Annotated in this window: 18 protein-coding genes and 1 tRNA gene; 10 read left to right on the top strand and 9 right to left on the bottom strand. The window is 62.2% G+C overall.

Annotation, left to right across the window (positions count from 1 at the left end; all coding sequences use genetic code 11):
• Window positions 1–12 precede the first annotated feature (12 nt).
• Both ACZ9IU_RS17665 and ACZ9IU_RS17660 read left to right on the top strand, forming a co-directional pair.
• Complete coding sequence (locus ACZ9IU_RS17665) at window positions 13–1,809, top strand: ABC transporter ATP-binding protein/permease (protein WP_498957537.1); 1,797 nt, start codon at window positions 13–15, stop codon at window positions 1,807–1,809.
• Window positions 1,794–2,516, top strand: a complete 723-nt coding sequence (locus ACZ9IU_RS17660) for a DUF1003 domain-containing protein (protein WP_080719208.1) — start codon at window positions 1,794–1,796, stop codon at window positions 2,514–2,516. The genes ACZ9IU_RS17665 and ACZ9IU_RS17660 overlap by 16 nt, the downstream gene beginning before the upstream one ends.
• An 88-nt stretch (window positions 2,517–2,604) precedes the next feature.
• Here ACZ9IU_RS17660 and ACZ9IU_RS17655 read toward each other — a convergent pair whose 3' ends face one another.
• Window positions 2,605–3,489: an AraC family transcriptional regulator gene (locus ACZ9IU_RS17655; RefSeq protein ID WP_038545166.1), complete on the bottom strand. Its 885-nt coding sequence runs from the start codon at window positions 3,487–3,489 to the stop codon at window positions 2,605–2,607.
• 249 nt (window positions 3,490–3,738) lie between these two features.
• Between ACZ9IU_RS17655 and ACZ9IU_RS17650 the strand changes: the two genes are divergently transcribed.
• A complete protein-coding gene (locus ACZ9IU_RS17650; RefSeq protein ID WP_038545163.1) occupies window positions 3,739–4,236 on the top strand; it encodes a hypothetical protein in 498 nt (165 codons plus the stop codon).
• Between the two features lie 66 nt (window positions 4,237–4,302).
• On the opposite strand, the gene ACZ9IU_RS17645 is transcribed toward ACZ9IU_RS17650, so the two are convergent.
• The 3 genes from ACZ9IU_RS17645 to ACZ9IU_RS17635 form a co-directional block, all read right to left on the bottom strand.
• Window positions 4,303–5,013, bottom strand: coding sequence for an alpha/beta fold hydrolase (locus tag ACZ9IU_RS17645; RefSeq protein ID WP_038545160.1), 711 nt, complete (start codon window positions 5,011–5,013; stop codon window positions 4,303–4,305).
• 98 nt (window positions 5,014–5,111) lie between these two features.
• Window positions 5,112–6,167, bottom strand: a complete 1,056-nt coding sequence (locus ACZ9IU_RS17640) for a dipeptidase (protein WP_038545157.1) — start codon at window positions 6,165–6,167, stop codon at window positions 5,112–5,114.
• Between the two features lie 53 nt (window positions 6,168–6,220).
• A complete protein-coding gene (locus ACZ9IU_RS17635; protein ID WP_038545154.1) occupies window positions 6,221–8,290 on the bottom strand; it encodes an ATP-dependent helicase in 2,070 nt (689 codons plus the stop codon).
• Window positions 8,291–8,611: 321 nt separating this feature from the next.
• Here ACZ9IU_RS17635 and ACZ9IU_RS17630 point away from each other — a divergent pair, with 321 nt between their 5' ends.
• The 3 genes from ACZ9IU_RS17630 to ACZ9IU_RS17620 all read left to right on the top strand — a co-directional run bounded on the left by ACZ9IU_RS17630 (window position 8,612) and on the right by ACZ9IU_RS17620 (window position 12,311).
• Entirely contained in the window at window positions 8,612–9,625 is a 1,014-nt protein-coding gene (locus tag ACZ9IU_RS17630) for an iron ABC transporter substrate-binding protein (protein ID WP_038545150.1), read from the top strand.
• Between the two features lie 71 nt (window positions 9,626–9,696).
• Window positions 9,697–11,265, top strand: a complete 1,569-nt coding sequence (locus ACZ9IU_RS17625) for an ABC transporter permease (RefSeq protein WP_038545147.1) — start codon at window positions 9,697–9,699, stop codon at window positions 11,263–11,265.
• The gene (locus tag ACZ9IU_RS17620; protein ID WP_038545144.1) at window positions 11,262–12,311 is read left to right on the top strand and encodes an ABC transporter ATP-binding protein; all 1,050 of its coding nucleotides are present in this window, start codon (window positions 11,262–11,264) and stop codon (window positions 12,309–12,311) included. The genes ACZ9IU_RS17625 and ACZ9IU_RS17620 overlap by 4 nt, the downstream gene beginning before the upstream one ends.
• 66 nt (window positions 12,312–12,377) lie before the next feature.
• On the opposite strand, the gene ACZ9IU_RS17615 is transcribed toward ACZ9IU_RS17620, so the two are convergent.
• The gene (locus ACZ9IU_RS17615; RefSeq protein ID WP_051899805.1) at window positions 12,378–13,181 is read right to left on the bottom strand and encodes an inositol monophosphatase family protein; all 804 of its coding nucleotides are present in this window, start codon (window positions 13,179–13,181) and stop codon (window positions 12,378–12,380) included.
• A 157-nt stretch (window positions 13,182–13,338) separates the two neighbouring features.
• Between ACZ9IU_RS17615 and ACZ9IU_RS17610 the strand changes: the two genes are divergently transcribed.
• Window positions 13,339–13,512: a DUF1328 domain-containing protein gene (locus tag ACZ9IU_RS17610; RefSeq protein WP_038545141.1), complete on the top strand. Its 174-nt coding sequence runs from the start codon at window positions 13,339–13,341 to the stop codon at window positions 13,510–13,512.
• 232 nt (window positions 13,513–13,744) lie between these two features.
• On the opposite strand, the gene ACZ9IU_RS17605 is transcribed toward ACZ9IU_RS17610, so the two are convergent.
• The 3 genes from ACZ9IU_RS17605 to cpdR1 form a co-directional block, all read right to left on the bottom strand.
• Entirely contained in the window at window positions 13,745–13,984 is a 240-nt protein-coding gene (locus ACZ9IU_RS17605; RefSeq protein WP_038545138.1) for a hypothetical protein, read from the bottom strand.
• 172 nt (window positions 13,985–14,156) lie between these two features.
• Window positions 14,157–14,231 (bottom strand) — tRNA-Val (locus ACZ9IU_RS17600).
• A gap of 117 nt (window positions 14,232–14,348) precedes the next feature.
• Window positions 14,349–14,711, bottom strand: a complete 363-nt coding sequence (cpdR1, locus tag ACZ9IU_RS17595) for a response regulator CpdR1 (protein WP_037077221.1) — start codon at window positions 14,709–14,711, stop codon at window positions 14,349–14,351.
• A 184-nt stretch (window positions 14,712–14,895) separates the two neighbouring features.
• Between cpdR1 and ACZ9IU_RS17590 the strand changes: the two genes are divergently transcribed.
• Both ACZ9IU_RS17590 and hisN read left to right on the top strand, forming a co-directional pair.
• Complete coding sequence (locus tag ACZ9IU_RS17590; protein WP_038545136.1) at window positions 14,896–15,780, top strand: N-formylglutamate amidohydrolase; 885 nt, start codon at window positions 14,896–14,898, stop codon at window positions 15,778–15,780.
• Between the two features lie 351 nt (window positions 15,781–16,131).
• Window positions 16,132–16,908, top strand: a complete 777-nt coding sequence (gene hisN, locus ACZ9IU_RS17585) for a histidinol-phosphatase (RefSeq protein ID WP_038545133.1) — start codon at window positions 16,132–16,134, stop codon at window positions 16,906–16,908.
• A gap of 21 nt (window positions 16,909–16,929) precedes the next feature.
• Here hisN and ACZ9IU_RS17580 read toward each other — a convergent pair whose 3' ends face one another.
• Window positions 16,930–17,898: an alpha/beta fold hydrolase gene (locus ACZ9IU_RS17580; protein WP_157885251.1), complete on the bottom strand. Its 969-nt coding sequence runs from the start codon at window positions 17,896–17,898 to the stop codon at window positions 16,930–16,932.
• Window positions 17,899–18,323: 425 nt separating this feature from the next.
• Between ACZ9IU_RS17580 and ACZ9IU_RS17575 the strand changes: the two genes are divergently transcribed.
• Window positions 18,324–18,707, top strand: a complete 384-nt coding sequence (locus ACZ9IU_RS17575; RefSeq protein WP_038545129.1) for a YciI family protein — start codon at window positions 18,324–18,326, stop codon at window positions 18,705–18,707.
• Window positions 18,708–18,960 lie beyond the last annotated feature (253 nt).

The following is an 18,960-nucleotide window of genomic DNA, read 5'->3' as shown; positions in this document are numbered from 1 at the left end:
AGTTCGGACACGATGACGCAGCCCCCGGAAACGGCACTGCAGAATTTCGAGCTTTCCCTGGGGGGCCAGCTCCGCATGATGGGCAAGGCATTCTGGAATGCGCCGGTGCGCAATCGCGTCCTGGTGCTGATCTCGGCATTGCTCATCGTCATCTTTGCGACGACCTATGCGACATACCGGCTGAACGAGTGGAACGGGCCGTTCTACGACGCGCTGGAACGGCGCGACATGCCGGAATTTCTGAACCAGCTCGTCGTGTTTGGCATTATCGCCTTCTCGCTGACGCTCTTGAACGTCGTCCAGCAGTGGCTGAACCAGATCACCGCGATGCGGATGCGCGAGGGGTTGGCGCGCGATCTCGCCGATGTCTGGCTGAAGCCCGGCCGGGCGCTCAAGCTCGGCGGCGCAGGCGCGATCGCCAGCAATCCCGACCAGCGGCTGCACGAGGACACGCGCATCCTGGCGGAAAACACCACGGCGCTGGCGATCGGGCTCGTCAACTCGACGATCCTGCTCGCAAGCTTCATCGGCGTGCTCTGGGCGATCTCGTCGGATTTCGCCTTCCATTTCGGCAGCCGCACCATTTCGATCCCCGGTTACATGGTGTGGACGACGATCCTTTATGCGCTGTTGGGGTCTGTGCTCAGCAACGTCGTCGGCAACCTTTTGCCGCGGCTCAACGCCGAGCGTTATGCGCGCGAAGCGGACCTGCGCGCGGCCCTGGTGCGGGCGAACGAGAACCTGAAGCCGATCACGCTCGCACGCGGCGAGGCAAGCGAGCGCGTCCGGGTGGATTTCGCGATCGAGGGCGTGCTGGGCATGCTGCGCAAGCTCGCCTGGGCACTCGCCAACCTCACCTGGGTCTCGGCCGGGTTCGGCTGGCTGGCGCTGGTGGCGCCGATCATCATCGCGTCGCCGATGTATTTTTCCGGCGAACTTTCCTTCGGCGGGCTGATGATGGCGGTCGGGGCCTTCAACCAGGTCAACCAGGCGCTTCGCTGGTACGTCGTCAATTTCAGCGTCATCGCCGACTGGCGGGCGACGCTGAACCGCGTCTCCTCCTTTCGCCACGCACTGCTGACCATGGATACGCCGGCTGGGGAGGGCGGGGTAATCGCCTATCACCAGACGTCCCGGGGGGAAGGTATCAGCGTTTGCGGCGTCACGGTCTACGGCGCGCCCGAGCAGGGCGCGGCCGGACACGGGGTGCGTGTGGTGGAGGGCGATTGCGCCATCAAGCCGGGCGAGCGGGTGATGATCAACGGCGATCCGGGCGCCGACCGGCATCTGTTCTTCCAGGCGCTGGCCGGCATCTGGCCCTGGGGGCGCGGCGAAATCGGCCTGCCGCCGGTGGGCAGCATGATCCTGATGCCGCAGGACGGATACCTGCCGACGGCAACGCTGCGCGAAGTGATGACCTATCCGGCCGGGCTGAGCAACATCGACGACAAGGCGCTGGCCGAGGCCCTGGGAGAGGGTCGGGCTCGACCGCCTCGTGCACCGGCTGGACGAAGTGGAGCGCTGGGACCGGCTGCTCGACAAGGACGAGGAGGCGTCGCTGTCGATCGCCAACGCGGTGCTGCGCAAGCCGGACTGGCTGATCATGGACGACGTGCTGGAAGGCCTGGAACCGGAAACCCAGGAGCGGCTGTTGGGCGTGCTCAGCCGTCTGGAAGGCGTGACGCTCATCTATATCGGCCGTTCGGAAGAGTTCCGGAAGAAATTCTCGCCGCGGCTCTTCCACCTGTCACCGCTTCAGGTGCATGCAGAAAAGACCAGCGTAGAGGCATGACATGGGCAGGCATATGACGTCGACCAATACCGGGCAATGCGTCGTCTGCGGTCGCACCTTTCCGTTATCGAGACTGCACAGGGCCGGGTATCTGCGGCCGAACCTCGTCGCGATGGTGGCAGAGGAAGTTCCAAGCTGCACCGCCGACAGCTATATCTGCGACGAGGATCTCGGCCGTTATCGTCGCCGTTATGTGGAAAAGTTGCTCGACGAGGAACGCGGCGAGCTTTCCGACCTCGACAAGCGCGTGCTCGACAGTTTTGAAAAGGGCGCCTCGACGGTGCAGACGAGCGCCGTCAACCTGCTCGAGCGCAACCCCACCTTCGGCGAGCGGGTGGCTGACAAGGTCGCGTCCTTCGGCGGTTCCTGGACGTTCATCCTGAGCTTCCTCGGGGTGCTCTGCGTTTGGATGGCGGTGAACGTCGTCGGCCTGTTCGCAGTCCCGTTCGATCCCTATCCGTTCATCCTGCTCAACCTGGTGCTCTCCTGCCTTGCGGCGCTGCAGGCACCGGTCATCATGATGAGCCAGCGGCGGCAGGAGGAAAAGGACCGGATGCGTTCGGAGAACGACTACATGATCAACCTGCGCGCCGAACTGGAAATCCGCCAGCTGCACGAAAAGATCGACCACCAGATGGCGCATCAATGGGAGCGTCTGGCGGAAATGCAGCAGATCCAGATCGAGCTTCTGGAACGGCGTGGCGGCGGGCCGGGCCAGAACTAGGCCGTGAACTCTTGTGCCGAATGAGATGGGGTGAACGGCGGCCAGTCCGCTTCTGACGATCAGAAGTACAGGCCGCCGTTCACCGCTACTATTTCAACGGCAGGAACAGTTCCACGACGACATCATGGACCTGCGCGCCCGGGAAGAGGGAGAAGTGCCGCTGGCAATAGATGGGGAAGTCGCGTGCGTCCTCCCCACTGGCTGGAAGCCAATCCCGATAAAGAAAGAGCGCGGCGGGTTCTAAATTGTGGGTATCATGGAAGACGCGCAGGACTGCACAGCGTCCGCCCGGAATTACGCCTGGTTTCATCTGTGCGTCATCGGACGCAATCGGCAGGTCAGTCCCGACACACAGGTCCATGCTATAATCGGCCGGGATCGCAGGCGTCCTCTCAGAACGGAAGACGTTGAAGGTCGGGCTCGTCTCAGGCGATAAACCGGCCGCCTTGCGCCAGGCAATGAAGCGCTCGATGGTATCGCCGAGTGTTGCCCGGTCGCCCCGATGCTCCATGATCGCCACCGGCATCGGGGGGACATCGCGGATAGTCACGTCGTCGTTGGTATAGGTAATCTGCATGAGCTTGCTCCTCGCATTGTTCAAAGGCCCGAAGGCCGCAAGCCACGGTGCCCAGTCGGGCGACTTCCGGAATGATGAAGGCGATTGGCCAAGCCTTTGCCGAAAGGCGCGGGCAAAGGCGTCGGGTGTATCGTAACCGGCATCCATCGCTACGTCCGTGACGCTTGGAGCGTCCTTCGAAGCCAGCCGGTGCGAAGCGTGCTTCAAACGCGCAAGCTGGACATAGCGATGCACGGACACCCCGAAGGTGGACGCGAACTGCCGGTGGAAATGGTATTTCGAGAACGCCGCGACGCCGCTCAACACGTCCAGGCCCAGATCATCGTCCAGGTGCTGGTCGATATGGTCCAGCACCCGCTGCATTCGGGCATGGTAGTTTTCAAGTGGCGCCTTCATAGTCTTCCTCCGTGGCGACACCATCTACGCCCTTTCAAATATGACGCGCTCGACCGATCTTGCGGTTTGACATGGATCAGCAGGTGCCTGCCAGCGATGGCGGAAGGGGAGGTGGCAAACCCTAACGCGAGTTTGGCCGGATCGCCGGCTTTTGAGCGTTTGCTCCACCCATTCTTAAAGGGCTGCGTGCTAAATGGTTTTTGCCGCCGGTTAAAGCATCTGCGGTTCCCATCTTTCTAGGATTCCCAGATGAAAAAAGCTCTTCTCATTGGCATGCTCGTCCTGGCCGCTCCCGCGCTGGCCCAGGCGAAAACACTTAAATTCCCGAGCGACGCTCCGATCGCCAGCATCAATATCCCCGATAGCTGGAACCCGAAGGAAACCGAGACCGGCGTCGATGCCACGTCCAAGGACAGCGCCGTCTATCTCTCCGCCGATGTCGCGGAACTGAAGTCGATGGACAAGACGGTATCCGACGCCATCGATTTCCTGAAGGAGGCCGGTGTCACCGTCGATCCCAAGACGATGAAGGAAACTCCGGTCGAGGAGTTCAACGGCATGCAGATGACCACGCTCGACTGGGACGGCAAGGACGAGAACGGCCCGGTGAGCGTCGGGCTTGCACTGATCCAGACATCGCCGACTGAGGGTCTTGTCGTCACCTATTGGGGAACCAAAGGCGACGAGGAAAAGCATCAGAAGGAACTGGTCGACATCCTGCTGTCGATCAAGCCGATCGCAAAGTGATACTGCGTGCGGCGGCGGTTGTTTCCGTCGCCGCTTTCGATTTCGTCGGACCGGTCGGGCGAAAAGTCAGCCGATGAAATCGTGGATGATGCGAGCGACCTGTTCCGGCATTTCGAGTTGCAGCATGTGGCCGCTCGGTACTTCCATGGACGCCCAGGACGGATCGGCGCCAAGCTTGGCGTAGATGCCGGAAAAGATCTTCGACTGGTCGATATTGGCTGAGACGTAAAGTCTTTTCGTGATCTTCTGATGGTCACCCGACAGTTTGATCTTCTGGATCATCGTCGCGAACGGCTGCGGCGAGCGGCTGGTCATGTAGTGGCGCAGATGTTCCGGCACGCGGGTCGCGTGACGGGCAGGAGGCGGCACCGCGACGCCGCCGAGTTCGCCAGCCATGGCGAGGTTGGCCATCGCCACTTCCGGACCGAGCAGATCGAGCGCCGACTGGCCGTTTTCCGGCAGGAAAGCGTCGAGATAGGTCAGCGTGCGGATGCGGGCCGCGAAACGATCGGCGACGCCTGTGATCACCATGCCGCCATAGGAATGGCCGACGAGGTCGAACTCCTCCAGGCCTTCCGCTTCGACAAGGCCGCAGACATCGCCGATATGGGTGTCGAGATTGATGGCGCCCGAGAAGAGGTGGGCGCGTTCACCGAGCCCGGTGAGGCTCGGCACGAAGACCTGGTGGCCCATGTCCCGCAGAATATCGGCAACCGGCGTCCAGCTCGCGCTCGAGCCCCAGGCACCCTGCACCAGAACGATTTTACGGCTGGCCATTCATCCCCTCCCGTCTGAACGATGCGGGTTGTTTCCCATCCGGGTCGGCTGGAGTCAATGCGACAGGTGGGGGGACAGGTTTGGCGGGATACGGCTGTTCAGCCGTTCTTCCAGGTGAGGCGGAAGACGCGGAGCCAGTTGTCGAAGGCGAATTTTCTCAAGGTCGGCTCGTCGAAACCGGCTTTGCGCATGGCAGCGAAGAGATGCGGCAGGCCGCTTGCATCCCCGATCTCGCGTGGCACGACTGTGCCGTCGAAGTCCGACCCCAGCGCCACGCGGTCCACGCCAACGCGGTCGATCAGATATCCGATGTGGGAGACGACGGTGTCGAGAGGGGTGTTTTCGTCCAGATGTGCATCGGCACGGATATCGTAGACGGCGAGGTTGAAGCCGATGACCCCGTCTGTATCGCGGATGGCGTCAAGCTGCCGATCGGTGAGATTGCGGGTGGAGGGGCAGAGTGCATGGGCACAGGCATGCGTGGCGACGAGGGGAGCGGTGCTCAAGGCCGCCACATCCCAGAAGCCCCGTTCGTTCAGATGCGCAAGGTCGATCATGATGCCGAGGGCATTACAGGCTCTCACCAGTTCCCTTCCAATATCCGTCAGGCCCGGGCCGGTGTCGGGAGACCTCGGATAAGCGAATGGAACGCCGTAGCCGAAGATATTGGGGCGGCTCCAGACCAGGCCGAGGGAGCGGAGACCCGCCGTATGGAGGATATGGAGATGGTCGAGATCGGGACCGATCGCCTCGGCGCCTTCCATATGAAGAACGACCGCGAAGGCGGATTCCGCCCGGGCGGTCTCGACGCTGCCGACATCGGTCGCGAGGCGCATCCGGCCACTTGAGCGCCGGATCAACAGATTGATGGCGGCAAGCTGGGCGTCGATCAGGCGGCGGGCATAACCCTCTTCCAGGGCGTCGGCATAACGAACCTCATAACCATCATTGGTGACCGTCAGATCGTTTTCCGGCTTGCGCTCCGGATAGGCATGCAGCGCAAACAATCCGCCAACGAGGTGTCCTTCGATCGCTCGGGGAAGATCGAGGTGGCCGGCCTCCGAGCGTGCCAAAAAATCCCTGCCTCCGGGTTTGTAGTCCAGCATGAACTGGACTGCATCGTTATGTCCGTCGAAGACTGCGATTTTTTCCATAAGAATTCGTCCGGTTCCGGGGCAGATTGCTGGCGAGTCTTAGGACAGTTTTGTTACCGCCACATGCCGCGCATGCGGGCGGTGACGTCGATGCGGACCTGGTGGCGGGCCTGGCGTTCGGCGTCGGTCATCTGGGCGACGACCGGCCAGGCGGCGGTTTCGAAGAATTGCAGCAGCGTCGCCGGGATGAAGCGGGTGCGGGCGGCATAGACATGGCGGTCGCCTTGCGACGCCTGGCCGTGCACGAAGAAACGCTGCGGCGTCATCAGATGCAGGTGGTCCTTCGCCCGGGTCATCGCGACATAGAGGAGGCGGCGTTCCTCCTCGACCTCGGCGGTCGAACCGACGCCGAGGTCGGAGGGGATGCAGCCGTCGACGCAGTTCAGGAGGAAGACCGAGCGCCATTCCTGGCCCTTCGACGAATGGATGGTCGAGAGGATGAGGTAGTCCTCGTCGAGCAGAGGCGTGCCGGATTCGGCGCTGGTCGCATCCGGTGGGTCGAGCGTCAGTTCGGTGAGGAACCGTTCACGGGAGGTATAGCCGGAGGCGATCTGCTCGAGTTGCAAAAGGTCGGCCTTGCGGGTCTCGGCATCCTCGTGAATTCGGATGAGATGCGGCTCGTACCATTGGCGGGCAAGGCCGATCTCGGAGGGCCAGCCCCGGCCCCGGCGGATGGCGGCGAGCATGTCGACGAAGGCTGGCCAATCGGCGCCGGAGCGCGGCGGGGCGGGGATTTCCTGGAGGGCTGCGAGCGGTTCCGGATCGGCGGAGATCGCATCGAGGATCTTGCCGGCCGTCTGCGGGCCGATGCCGGGGATCAGCTGCATCAGCCGGAAGCCGGCGACCCGGTCGCGCGGGTTCTGGGCGAAACGCAGCGCCGCCAGCATGTCCTTGACGTGGGCGCTGTCGAGGAACTTCAGGCCGCCGAACTTCACGAAGGGGATGTTGCGGCGGGTGAGTTCGACTTCCAGCGGGCCGGAATGATGCGAGGAACGGAACAGCACGGCCTGGCTCTTCAGCGTCATGCCGGTTTCGCGGTTTTCGAGGATCTTTTCGACGATGTAATTGGCCTGTTCTGTCTCGTCCTTGACGGCGACGAGGCGAGGGCGCTCCTCAGACTGGCGCTCGGTCCACAGGTTCTTGGTAAAGCGCTCGCGGGCGAGATCGATGACGCCGTTGGCGGCGGCGAGAATCGTATTGGTCGAGCGGTAGTTGCGGTCGAGGGTGACGATATTGGCCGGCGGATCGAAGGTGTTCGGGAAATCGAGGATGTTGCGGATCGTGGCGGCGCGGAAGGAATAGATCGACTGGGCATCGTCGCCGACGACGGTCAGGCCAATGCCGCCGGGTTTCATTGCCATCAGGATCGACGATTGCAGCCGGTTGGTGTCCTGGTATTCGTCGACGAGGACATGGTCGAAGCGGCCGCCGACATCCTGCGCAATCGCCGGCTCGCTCATCATCTGCGCCCAGTAGAGCAGGAGGTCATCGTAATCCAGCACGTTCTGGGCCTGCTTGGCCTCGACATAGGAGGCGAACAGTTCGCGCAGCTGCTTTTCCCAGGCGGAGCACCAGGGGAAATAGAGTTTCAGCACCTCGTCCAGAGGCGTTTCCGAATTCACCGCTCGGGAGTAGATCTGCAGGCAGGTGCCTTTGGTCGGAAACCGGTTCTCGGTCTTCGAGAAGCCGAGTTCGTGGCGCACCAGGTTCATCAGGTCGGCGGAATCCTCCCGGTCGTGGATAGTAAAATCGTGGTCGAGGCCGATCTGTTCGGCGTGGAGGCGCAGCAGCCGGGCGCCGATGCCGTGGAAGGTGCCGGCCCAGGAGAGCGCGTCGGTCATGATGCCGGCATTTGCACCCAGAACCTGCGCACAGATGCGCTCGACGCGGCGGCCCATTTCCGAGGCCGCGCGGCGCGAAAAGGTCATCAGCAGGATGCGGCGCGGATCGGCGCCCGAGACGATCAGATGCGCGACACGATGGGCGAGCGTGTTGGTCTTGCCAGAACCGGCGCCGGCGATGACCAGCAAAGGCCCGGCCGGGCCGCCTTTGGGCACGTCCGAGCCGTGCTCCACCGCGCGCCGCTGCGCGTCATTCAGCTTTTCCAGATAAGCAACAGCCATGCCCGTTCCCGATGTGTTCGAATTAGCCATAGCTGATTCGTGCGCCTGCGCGGAAATCGGCATTGCCGAGCATGCGGCAAGTCACCAACTTGCATGCGTGCCGCAAGATTGCGATCATGTCGGCGGCGGTATTTCCGCCCAACTGCAATTGCGTTCCAAGGGCTGGTGCTGCGACCAATTCGCTTCCGGCTCTGTATCTGTTTGTATTTCAAACGTAAATCACGCTTTTGTTATACGGGCTCTCGAAATAAACTTGACCACAAATCTCTGCTTTGGTTATGACGGCCTCGTCAAATTCCTGACTCTCTTGCGGAGGCGATCTTGAAAACTTCGTTCACCTTGGCTGCGGGCGTTGCCCTGGCTGTTTCTGTTCTCGCTCTTTCCTCGCCGGCTTCGGCGCAGGTCAAGGATAGCCTGACCATCTACAATGCCCAGCACGAGGGGCTGACCAAGGAATGGGCGCAGGCCTTCACGGAAGAGACCGGCATCGCGGTCACCATCCGCCAGGGCGGCGACCTCGAAATCGCCAACCAGATCGTTCAGGAAGGCGCCAATTCGCCGGCCGACGTGTTCCTCACCGAAAACTCGCCGGCCATGGCGCTGGTGGACGGCAAGGGCCTGTTCGCGCCGATCGACAAGGCGACGCTCGACCAGGTTCTGCCGGGCTTCCATCCGGCCAACGGCAACTGGGTCGGCATTGCTGCCCGCTCGACGGTTTTTGCCTATGACAAGACCAAGCTGACCGAAGACAAGCTGCCGAAGTCGATGCTCGACCTTGCCAAGCCGGAATGGAAGGGCCGCTGGACGGCTTCTCCGTCGGGCGCCGACTTCCAGGCGATCGTCGGTGCGCTGCTGCAGCTCAAGGGCGAGGAAGCGACCGCTGCCTGGCTGAAGGGCATGAAGGAAAATGCGACCCCGATCCGCGGCAATTCGACGGCGATGAAGGCAGTCAATGCCGGCCAGTTCGAAGGCGCGCTGATCTATCACTACTACTATTTCGGCGACGTGGCGAAGACCGGCGAAAACACCAAGAACGTCGGCATGCATTATTTCAAGAACCAGGATCCGGGCGCTTTCGTGTCGATCTCGGGCGGCGGCGTCCTCGCCTCCTCCAAGCACAAGGAACAGGCCCAGGCCTTCCTGAAGTGGGTTACCGGCAAGGGCGGCCAGAAGGTCCTGCGCGATGGCACCTCCTTTGAATATGCCGTCGGCAAGGGCGAGGCTTCCAACAAGATGCTGACCCCGATCGCGGATCTGCAGGCCCCGAAGGTCGAGCCCTCGACCCTCAACAACGCCAAGGTCACCGACATGATGACCGCCGCCGGCCTGCTCTAAAAGCGGTCGATAACAGTTGCATGGAGACATCGCAGGGCGTACCTGCGATGTCTCGTATTTTCGGACCGTCAATGACTTCCACCACAGATACCCGGATCTCCATCGCGCCGCGACACCGCCTGCCGGCGGCATCGTTCTGGACGCTGACGATCGCGGTCGTGGTGGCTTTGCTGGCGCTCCTGCCGCTCGGCTTCGTGTTGTGGGCGGCGGCGGTGACCGGCTGGGAGATGGCCTCGCAGCTGATCTTCCGCTCGCGGGTCGGCGAGCTGCTGGCCAATACCGTCCTGCTCGTCGTCTTCACCATTCCGATCTGCGCCGTGCTTGGCGTTTCGCTCGCCTGGCTGACCGAGCGCAGCGACCTGCCGGGCGCGCGTTTCTGGTCCTGGCTCTGCGTCACGCCGCTTGCCGTGCCGGCCTTCGTGCATTCCTATGCCTGGATCGGAATGTGGCCCGGTTTCAACGGCCTTCCCGCCGGCGTGGCGATCTCGGTCGTCGCCTATTTTCCGTTTCTCTATCTTCCGCTTTCGGCCGCCTTCCGGCTGCTCGACCCGGCGCTTGAGGACCAGGCGGCATCGCTCGGGCTGGCGCCTTTCGCCGTTTTCCGGCGCGTCGTGCTGCCGCAGCTCCGGCTTGCCCTTTGCGGCGGGGCGCTGCTGGTCGGCCTGCATCTGCTGGCCGAATACGGCCTCTTCGCGATGATCCGCTTCGACACGTTCACGACCGCGATCATCGACCAGTTCCAGTCCACCTATAACGGCGTTGCCGCCTACATGCTGGCGCTGGTGCTGGTGCTCTGCTGTTTCGTGCTGCTCGGCCTCGAAGCCTCGTTGCGCGGCCGCAGCCGGTATGCGCGGCTCGGGTCCGGCGTCGCTCGGCGGCCGAAGGTCGCAAGGCTCGGCAAGTGGAAATACGCAGCCTTGCTCGTGCCTGCGGTCACCGCCGCGTTTGCGCTCGGCATCCCGGTGCTGACCCTTGGTCGCTGGCTGATTGCCGGCGGTGCAGGTGTGTGGCGGATCGACGAGGTTGGGCTGGCACTGTGGCAGACGCTGTTCATCTGCCTGATCGGCGGGATCGCCACGACCGCCGCCGCCGTGCCGATTGCCTGGCTTTCCGTGCGCCGGCCGACCCGTGCCAGTCGGTTCCTCGAAGGCTGCTATTATCTCGCGAGCTCGATGCCGGGCGTCGTCGTGGCGCTGGCGCTGGTGACGATCACCGTGCGGGCCATGCTGCCGCTCTACCAGAGCGTTGCCACCATCGTGCTTGCCTATGTGGTGATGTTTTTGCCGCGCGCGCTGGTGAGCTTGCGCGCCAGTATTGCGCAGGTGCCGGTCGAGATCGAACAGGCTGCGGCAAGCTTGGGGCGTTCGCCGGGCAATGCGCTGCTAGCGACCACGATCCGGCTTGCGGCACCGGGGGCAGCGGCCGGCGTCGCGCTCTCCTCGCTTGGCATCATGAACGAGCTCACCGCCACCCAGATGCTGGCGCCGAACGGCACCCGCACGCTCGCCATGGCCTTCTGGGCCCTGACCGGCGAGATCGACTATGCCGGCGCTGCGCCTTATGCGGTGCTGATGGTGGCCTTTTCGCTGCCGCTCACCTTTCTTCTCCATCACCAATCGAAAAAGATCGCCGGGCGATGACGCTGCTTACCCTGACCTCCCTGCGCAAACAGTACGGCTCCGTGGCAGCCCTCGACGGCGTCGACCTGTCGGTGACAGCCGGCAGCCGCACGGCGATTGTCGGCCCGTCCGGCTGCGGCAAGACCACGCTGCTGCGCCTGGTTGCCGGCTTCGACGCTCCGGATGAGGGCCGCATTGTGTTCGATGGCCGGACGCTTGCCGACAGCTCGTCCCAGGTGCCGGCGCACAAGCGCGGCATCGGCATCGTGGCGCAGGACGGCTGCCTGTTCCCGCATCTGACGATCCGCCAGAATATCGGTTTCGGGCTCGATGCGGAGGCCTCGGTCAAGAATGCCCGCATCGCGGAGTTGATGGACATGGTCGGGCTCGACCGGGCCATGCTCTCCCGCAAGCCGGACCAGCTCTCAGGCGGCCAGCAGCAGCGCGTGGCGCTTGCGAGGGCCTTGGCCCGCAAGCCGCGGCTGATGCTGCTCGACGAGCCCTTCTCGGCCCTGGATACGGGTCTGAGGGCGGCGACCCGCAAGGCGGTGACCGATGTGCTGACCGCGGCCGGCATCACCACGCTTCTGGTCACCCACGACCAGGGCGAGGCGCTCGCCTTTGCCGACCAGGTGGCGGTGATGCGGGCCGGCCGGTTTGCGCAGGTGGGGAGCCCGCGCGAGGTCTATTCGCGGCCGGTCGATGCGGCGACAGCGGCGTTTCTCGGCGAGGCGATCGTGCTGCCGGCCGACATCGCCGGCGGACAGGCAAAAAGCCCGCTGGGCGTGCTGCCGGTCGACGACGTCGCCTATCGCGGCAAAGGCGAGATCATGCTGCGGCCCGAACAGGTTACCGTCATGCAGGACAGCAGCCCGGACGGCAGCAGTGGCGCATCGGGGACGATCACCGACATCAATTTCTGCGGTCCGACCTCGGACGTGCGAATCAGGCTTGGCAGCGACCCGCAAGGCTTCTCCTTCCGGCTCGACATTCCGAGCCGCGAGGCGCTTGCCGCCGGGGATCGGGTGACGATCGGTGTGGCGGGAGCCGCCCACCTCTTCCGGTAAGCCGGCGTGCCACAACTACAGGCCGCCTGAAAAAGGATCTGTGACTTTCGGGATTCTACGGGACCTTCATCGCCGAAGGTGTGCCGCGATCTCGTCGTGAATGGCAGGCGAGGAGAACAGGACCGCGTTTCCGGATAGATCAGGCGGAATGTTTTCAGAAACGCCTGCAAGGTGGCTACGGGTTGCACCAGCCTCGGTCGCGATAAGCCCCGCGGCGGCGACGTCCCACGGGAACAGCGTTTCCGTGTGGGCATCCAGCCGTCCGGCTGCGACATAGGCGATATCCAGAACCGGCGCTGCGCCGCGCCGGATGTCCTGGCACATCGACAGAATTATCCGCACCCGTTCCAGCAGCGGACCGGGATCGCTTTTTTCATGCGGGAAACCGGTGCTGACGATCGAACGCGCCAGGCTATCCGGCGAGGACGCCCGGATCGGGCGGCCGTTCAGAAAGGCGCCCTGGCCCTTCGCCGCGGTGAATGTTTCGCCCAAAGCAGGCGCATGGACGCAACCCGCCAGAACGTCACCATCCATGGCGAAAGCGACCGAAATGCCGAAATAGGGATGTCCCCTTGCGTAATTCGCGGTTCCGTCGATCGGGTCGATAATCCACAAGGGACCTGAGTAATCGAAGCCGTGGCTGTCGGCGTCTTCTTCCGAGAGGATGCGGTGGAGGGGAAACTCGGCCGTGATCGCCGCCTGGATAATCTCGTCCGAGAGCAGGTCGGCGCCGGTCACCAGATCGCTTGGCCCCTTGAAGCGGACCTGGCTGCGGGATGCTTCCCACTGTTCGATCACTGCATTCCCAGCCGCGACGGCGGCTTTACTGGCAAGAGACAGCATCCGGTCGTATTCGGTGCTCAATATCATGTGTCGCAATCCAATTCACGTTTCGCGGATATCGCGCAGCGGGCAGGGACATATTGGAGATACGCCGCTTCGCAGTCGAGGCTTACGAGTGGCACGTTTATGGAACCCTGGAACATTTCTTCGCGTTATCGGACCATCAACGTGAAGGAACAATTCCATGCTGAAATGGGCTCTCATCTTCCTCGTCATCTCGCTGATTTCCGGCTTCCTCGGCTTTTCCGGCATTTCCGCCGCGACGGCAGGGATCGCGAAAATCCTGTTCTTCATCTTCCTTGTCGTTTTCCTGATTTTCGTCGTGCTCGCCTTTGCGGCCGGCAATGCGATTCTCTGATTCCCCTGGCGTCCCGCGGGTGAAGCGCAAGGAATCGGGCCGCTGAAACAAAAAAGCCCCGCCGAAGGTCGGGCGGGGCAAATTGGGGAAAATCCGCATCAGTGACGCGGTGGGTCGCATTTGGCATATTCCATGTCGTGCTACGAGGCGGGTTGAGGCCGATTCGGTACGCTCGAGCGAAAAAAAGAGACCGGTCTCGATGCGGCGAGACTGCTCTGCGCAGATGCGGAGGTCAGGGGCGCGACGGATGTTTCTGGGCGAACACGAGCAGCTTCCAGACTACCGGGCCAAGGACGGTATGCTCGTGATGGATTTGCGGGATGGCGGCGGCCTTGTGGACGACGATCTCGTCGCCGCAGGTCCGGCACCGGTAGATCCCGGCATTCGGCACTTTCTGTCCGGGCATCCAGTCCTTGTCGAAGGCCGGCGCGCCGGTCTGGACGAGATGCTCCAAATTCTTGAACTGCGCCATGCTATACTCCCCTTGATTTTGTAACACCATAACAAGCGCAAATGACCAAATCGCCAGCAAGGCTGGTGAAGAGTTTGGGGCGAAGATGTGCCGTTTTGGAACGAATTCGTTAAGGGAGGGGTCAGAAACGAAGAAATCCGCCGAAGCGGATTTCTCAACGTTTTGAACTGGATGGTGGGCGTGACAGGGATTGAACCTGTGACCCCTACGATGTCAACGTAGTGCTCTCCCGCTGAGCTACACGCCCATCCGTGGCGGCGCATAGACCATAGACTGGTCGGGCCGTCAACAGGTTTTTGCCAGGAAATGCGAAGGTTTTTTGAAGGCCTTGCAGATCAGGGCTTTTGCGGCCGGGTTTCCGGTTTCAGGCCGCCAGAAGCTTGTTCACTTCGTCCACCAGATCGCGCAGGTGGAAGGGCTTCGACAGCACCTTGGCATCCTTCGGGGCCTTGGAATCGGAGTTCAGCGCGACGGCGGCAAAACCGGTGATGAACATCACCTTCAGGTCAGGATCGAGTTCCGTCGCCCGGCGGGCGAGTTCGATCCCGTCCATTTCCGGCATGACGATGTCGGTCAGGAGCAGCGAGAAGGGTTCTTCGCGCAGGCGATCGTAAGCGCTCGCGCCGTTGTCGAAGGACGCGACCTTGTAGCCCGCCTTTTCAAGCGCCTTCACCAGGAAACGACGCATGTCGTTATCGTCTTCGGCGAGAAGGATTTTCTGAATCATCTCCAGGACCGTTATCCAATGCAAATTTTTAGAGTTGTCGGTATCTCTTACACTGCCTACGCGCGGTAAACATCCGTTTAATGAGGGTGTAAGAGGATTTGGTAGGGTATAGATAGTATGGACTTCGCCTCGGGCAACTGGCAACATGAGTTCCTGAACAAGTTCGTGACATGGTAAAGGCAGGATGGATTGCAACGTAGGTGATTTTGGACATTTCGAAGTGAGGGAGCCCGCCACGCAGACTATCCCCTTCGTCTTCAATTCGCCTCATAGCGGCAGCTTCTACCCGCCTGAATTTCTCGCCGAGAGCGGCCTCGATTCGCTCGCCATTCGCCGCTCCGCAGACCATTATGTCGACGAGCTTTTCGCCGACGCACCGGAGCTCGGTGCGCCGCTGCTTCTCGCCCATTTCCCGCGCGCCTATCTCGACGTCAACCGGGAGCCCTACGAGCTCGATCCACGGATGTTCGACGGGCCTTTACCGCCTTTCGTCAATATCGGCTCTATGCGGGTCGCAGGCGGGCTGGGCACGATTCCGCGGATCGTCGCCGAAAACATGGAAATCTACCGCCGCCGGCTGCCGGTCGACGAGGCGATGTCCCGCATCGAAACGATCTACAAGCCTTACCACGCCTGCCTTCGCAAACTGATCGCCCGCACCCATGCCCGCTTCGGGCTTGCCATCTTGATCGACTGCCATTCGATGCCGGGCAATATCCGGCTCTCCGGTTCGGATGTGCGGCCCGACTTCATCATCGGCGACCGCTACGGCACCAGTGCGTCTGCCGAACTCTCCCGGGCGGCGATGCAATTCCTCGACGGCATGGGTTTTTCGGCTGTGCGCAACAAACCTTATGCCGGCGGCTTCATTACCGAACATTACGGACGGCCGGTGCGTGGCCTGCACGCGCTGCAGATCGAGATCAACCGCGCGCTCTATGTGGACGAGATGACGCTTGCCAGGCGGCCGGAATTCCCGGTGATCGCAGCCGCGCTTTCGACCTTCATGCGACAGATGGCGGATTTCGTCGTCGACTTCGCCGGCGACAGCGCGCTCGCAGCCGAATAACTTCCCTTAAAAGTTTTCCACAGGTTTGGTCTACCGCCGGCGGGGTGACTGGCTCGCCAGCTCGATTGCGGGCAAAAAAAACCGCGCTTGTGGGCGCGGCTAAGTCTAGGGAGGAAACACCCAAGGAGGGTATTTACAGTCAAAGACTGTGCATTGAAGCTACGAGTGCGCTGCACAAATGTCAAGCATCTTTTTCGACTGATTAAATATGCGCCATTTTTGGGCGGTTTGGTGAGTTTTTCGGCGCGGGTCGATTGTTTTTTGATTTTTTGCCCAGGATCACGCGAATCCGGTTTTCAGTTTCAGGCGAGTATCCTAGAAGAGATCACCTCTTCCTCAGCGGATTTCCCCATGCTCCCCGATCGCGACTTCTTCGATGCGCTTGCCGCCGCCGCCAAGGCCGAGACCCTGCCACGCTTTCGAACCGGCCTTTCGGTGGTCAACAAGCTGATGGGCGGGTTCGACCCGGTGACCGAAGGCGACCGCGCCGCCGAGACGGCGATCCGGGCGATGATTAGCGAGAAGTTTCCCGAGCACGGCATTCTCGGCGAGGAGCATGGCAATGTCGGCCTCGACCGCGAACATGTCTGGGTGATCGATCCGATCGACGGTACGCGCGCCTTCATTTCCGGCCTGCCGGTTTGGGGCACGCTGATCGGCTTCCAGTCGAACGGCCGCGCCGTCATGGGCCTGATGGACCAGCCTTTTATCGGCGAGCGTTATTTCGCCGACGGGACGCGCGCCTGGTATTCTGGCCCGGATGGCGAGCGCCAGATCTCGGTGCGCGACTGCGGCAGTCTTGCCGACGCCACCCTGTTCACCACGTCGCCGCATATCTTTGCCGGCGACGATCTGGTGAGATACCGTTCGGTCGAGGAAAAGGTGCAGCTGTTCCGTTACGGCTGCGATTGCTACGCCTATGTGCTGCTCGCCTCCGGCCATGTGGATATCGTGGTCGAGAACAACCTGAAGCCTTATGACGTCGGCGCGCTGATCCCGATCATCGAGCAGGCGGGCGGCATCATCACCACCTGGGACGGCGGACGCCCGGAAAATGGCGGCAATATTCTTGCAGCAGGCAGCAAGGCTGTGCATGCGGAAGCGATGAAGCTGCTTTCCGGCAGATAGGTTGGCAGACAGACCCGCGGATCAAGCAGCGGTTTCGGAAAGCCCGAAGCTGCCATCCTGGCCGGGCATGAAGGCCTCGATCGCCGCGAGCGCCTGGGCGCGATAAATATCCTTGTCGTGAAACACTTCGTGGCGCCCGCCGTTGATGGTGATGAGCTGGCCGGCGCGGAAATTACGCGACAGTTCCTCCTGCGCCGCATAGGGGACGATGGCGTCGAGAACGGGAGCGAGAATCAGGGTTGGAATGGTGATCCTGGTCAGATGCGATTGAGAAGATACGCGGCGAGCGGCCTTGAACGTCTCGTGCAGCCAGCGGGCCGTCGGCGGGCCGATCGTCAGCTCCGGATGGGCGGCGCCGATCTCCATGTTGCGGGCGAAACGCTTGCGGTCGGAGGTCAGCGGGTTGCCTTCGAAGGCGCGGTTGCTGCGATCGGTGCCCATAGAGACGCGGCCGAAACCGGTCCAGCTCGCAATCCCGGCAAGCGTGCGGATGAAGCCTTCCGGAACACCCTGACCTGAGAGCGCGATATAGGGGGCTGCAACCGCCATCCGGTTGATGCGGTTCGAAAGCCGCGGGGCGGCCGAGAGCGCGATCAGGGCGCCGGTCGAATGGGCAACAAGGAAGAAGGGCAGGCGGGCATCCGGCAGTACGATATGTTCGAGGAAGATCTCGAGATCCCGCTCGTAATCGGAAAAGCGGCGGACATGGCCCTTGCGCGGGTTTTTCGTCAGCCGTTGCGATCCGCCCTGGCCGCGCAGGTCGAAGGTCGCGACCCAGAGGCCCATGGCGTTGAGGTCACGGATCGTTTCGAAGTATTTTTCGATGGACTCGTTGCGGCCCTGCACGAGCACGATAGTGCCGATCGCCGGTGATATCTCGGAGCGAAACAGACCGTAGCGCAACCTTGTGCCGCGATGGCCGGTGAAATAGCCGGCCGAATAATTGGCCGGCGCCGGGTTGCCCGGGGTCGGGTGGAGAATGTCGCCGATGGAATCTGCCGCTTCGCTCATGCCGGCCAGCGTCAGCCAGCGGCGGCGGGACGTCAAGGAGATTGTTGTTTGGAGGATGTGATGTGGGTTGGGGTGCGTGCAGGGTTGCCCCTCATCCCCCTGCCGGGACCTTCTCCCCGTTCTGACGGGGAGAAGGACGCAAGTGGCCGGTTCGTCGCTCCCTCTTTTCGCAAGAAGGTAGTGTTTCCCAAGGACCTATGAGGGACGAGGAGGGTGCGGCATATCCTCTTCTCCCCGTCAGAACGGGGAGAAGGTGGCGGCAGCCGGATGAGGGGCAACCGCAACCTGAGAGGTTGCCGCAATCACTGATTGGACGGATGACTTGCGCGGTGGCGATCAAATATGTGTAGTCAAGGCCATGGAGCTCTGCGCGCAATGCCGGCCAGATCGGGAGGAGACAAGCCATGTATTACGCAATTCTTGCCTATCACCAGGAGGGGGTGGTCCAATCCTGGACCGAGGAGGAGGACCAGGCGCTGATGACCGAGTTGCTGGAGGTCAACGACCGTCTGGTTGCGCAGAAATCCCTGGGGCCGGCCGCGCGGCTCGGCCCAACGGAGCAGGCCGTGACATTGCGGGGCAAGGGCGAAGGCATGGTCATCGACGGACCGTTTGCCGAGACCAAGGAGCAATTGCTCGGTCTCTACGTGGTAGATTTTCCGACGATCGAGGGCGCCATTGCGGCGGCACGGGATCTGCGCCGAGCCAATCCGACGGCGGTCTACGAAATCAGGCCGATCCTGCTTTATCTGCCGGGGGCACCGCTGGAGACGCGGGCCGAGGATTGAGAGCGTTTTTCAGCAGGAAAAAAGAAGCCGGAATCGGGGGCTAGGGATACCCCAAGCGATTCCGGCAATTGATGACCGAAGCGAAGGGACGAATGGAGCTTCGGTCGAGAGAGACAGTCTGCCTTCCACTGTCTTTTCTATCAAAACGATCCTGAACCGGCCCGAAACGAGCCGTTCATGTCAGGTTCACGCGCAAAACTGCGCCCCGAACCGGGCTCTTGAAGCCGCGGAAATCAATCCCCATTTGAACTCT

This window comes from Mesorhizobium sp. USDA 4132, from assembly GCF_056279545.1.
Note: the sequence above shows the minus strand (reverse complement) of the source record. Positions and strands in the feature narration are given on the sequence as shown.

Bases quoted from the DNA above. Each gene is read 5' to 3' on its own strand.
- ACZ9IU_RS17665 (WP_498957537.1), top strand. From the start codon at position 13: ATGACGCAGCCCCCGGAAACGGCACTGCAGAATTTCGAGCTTTCCCTG.
- ACZ9IU_RS17660 (WP_080719208.1), top strand. From the start codon at position 1,794: ATGGGCAGGCATATGACGTCGACCAATACCGGGCAATGCGTCGTCTGC.
- ACZ9IU_RS17655 (WP_038545166.1), bottom strand. From the start codon at position 3,489: ATGAAGGCGCCACTTGAAAACTACCATGCCCGAATGCAGCGGGTGCTG.
- ACZ9IU_RS17650 (WP_038545163.1), top strand. From the start codon at position 3,739: ATGAAAAAAGCTCTTCTCATTGGCATGCTCGTCCTGGCCGCTCCCGCG.
- ACZ9IU_RS17645 (WP_038545160.1), bottom strand. From the start codon at position 5,013: ATGGCCAGCCGTAAAATCGTTCTGGTGCAGGGTGCCTGGGGCTCGAGC.
- ACZ9IU_RS17640 (WP_038545157.1), bottom strand. From the start codon at position 6,167: ATGGAAAAAATCGCAGTCTTCGACGGACATAACGATGCAGTCCAGTTC.
- ACZ9IU_RS17635 (WP_038545154.1), bottom strand. From the start codon at position 8,290: ATGGCTGTTGCTTATCTGGAAAAGCTGAATGACGCGCAGCGGCGCGCG.
- ACZ9IU_RS17625 (WP_038545147.1), top strand. From the start codon at position 9,697: ATGACTTCCACCACAGATACCCGGATCTCCATCGCGCCGCGACACCGC.
- ACZ9IU_RS17620 (WP_038545144.1), top strand. From the start codon at position 11,262: ATGACGCTGCTTACCCTGACCTCCCTGCGCAAACAGTACGGCTCCGTG.
- ACZ9IU_RS17615 (WP_051899805.1), bottom strand. From the start codon at position 13,181: ATGATATTGAGCACCGAATACGACCGGATGCTGTCTCTTGCCAGTAAA.
- ACZ9IU_RS17610 (WP_038545141.1), top strand. From the start codon at position 13,339: ATGCTGAAATGGGCTCTCATCTTCCTCGTCATCTCGCTGATTTCCGGC.
- ACZ9IU_RS17605 (WP_038545138.1), bottom strand. From the start codon at position 13,984: ATGGCGCAGTTCAAGAATTTGGAGCATCTCGTCCAGACCGGCGCGCCG.
- cpdR1 (WP_037077221.1), bottom strand. From the start codon at position 14,711: ATGATTCAGAAAATCCTTCTCGCCGAAGACGATAACGACATGCGTCGT.
- ACZ9IU_RS17590 (WP_038545136.1), top strand. From the start codon at position 14,896: ATGGATTGCAACGTAGGTGATTTTGGACATTTCGAAGTGAGGGAGCCC.
- hisN (WP_038545133.1), top strand. From the start codon at position 16,132: ATGCTCCCCGATCGCGACTTCTTCGATGCGCTTGCCGCCGCCGCCAAG.
- ACZ9IU_RS17575 (WP_038545129.1), top strand. From the start codon at position 18,324: ATGTATTACGCAATTCTTGCCTATCACCAGGAGGGGGTGGTCCAATCC.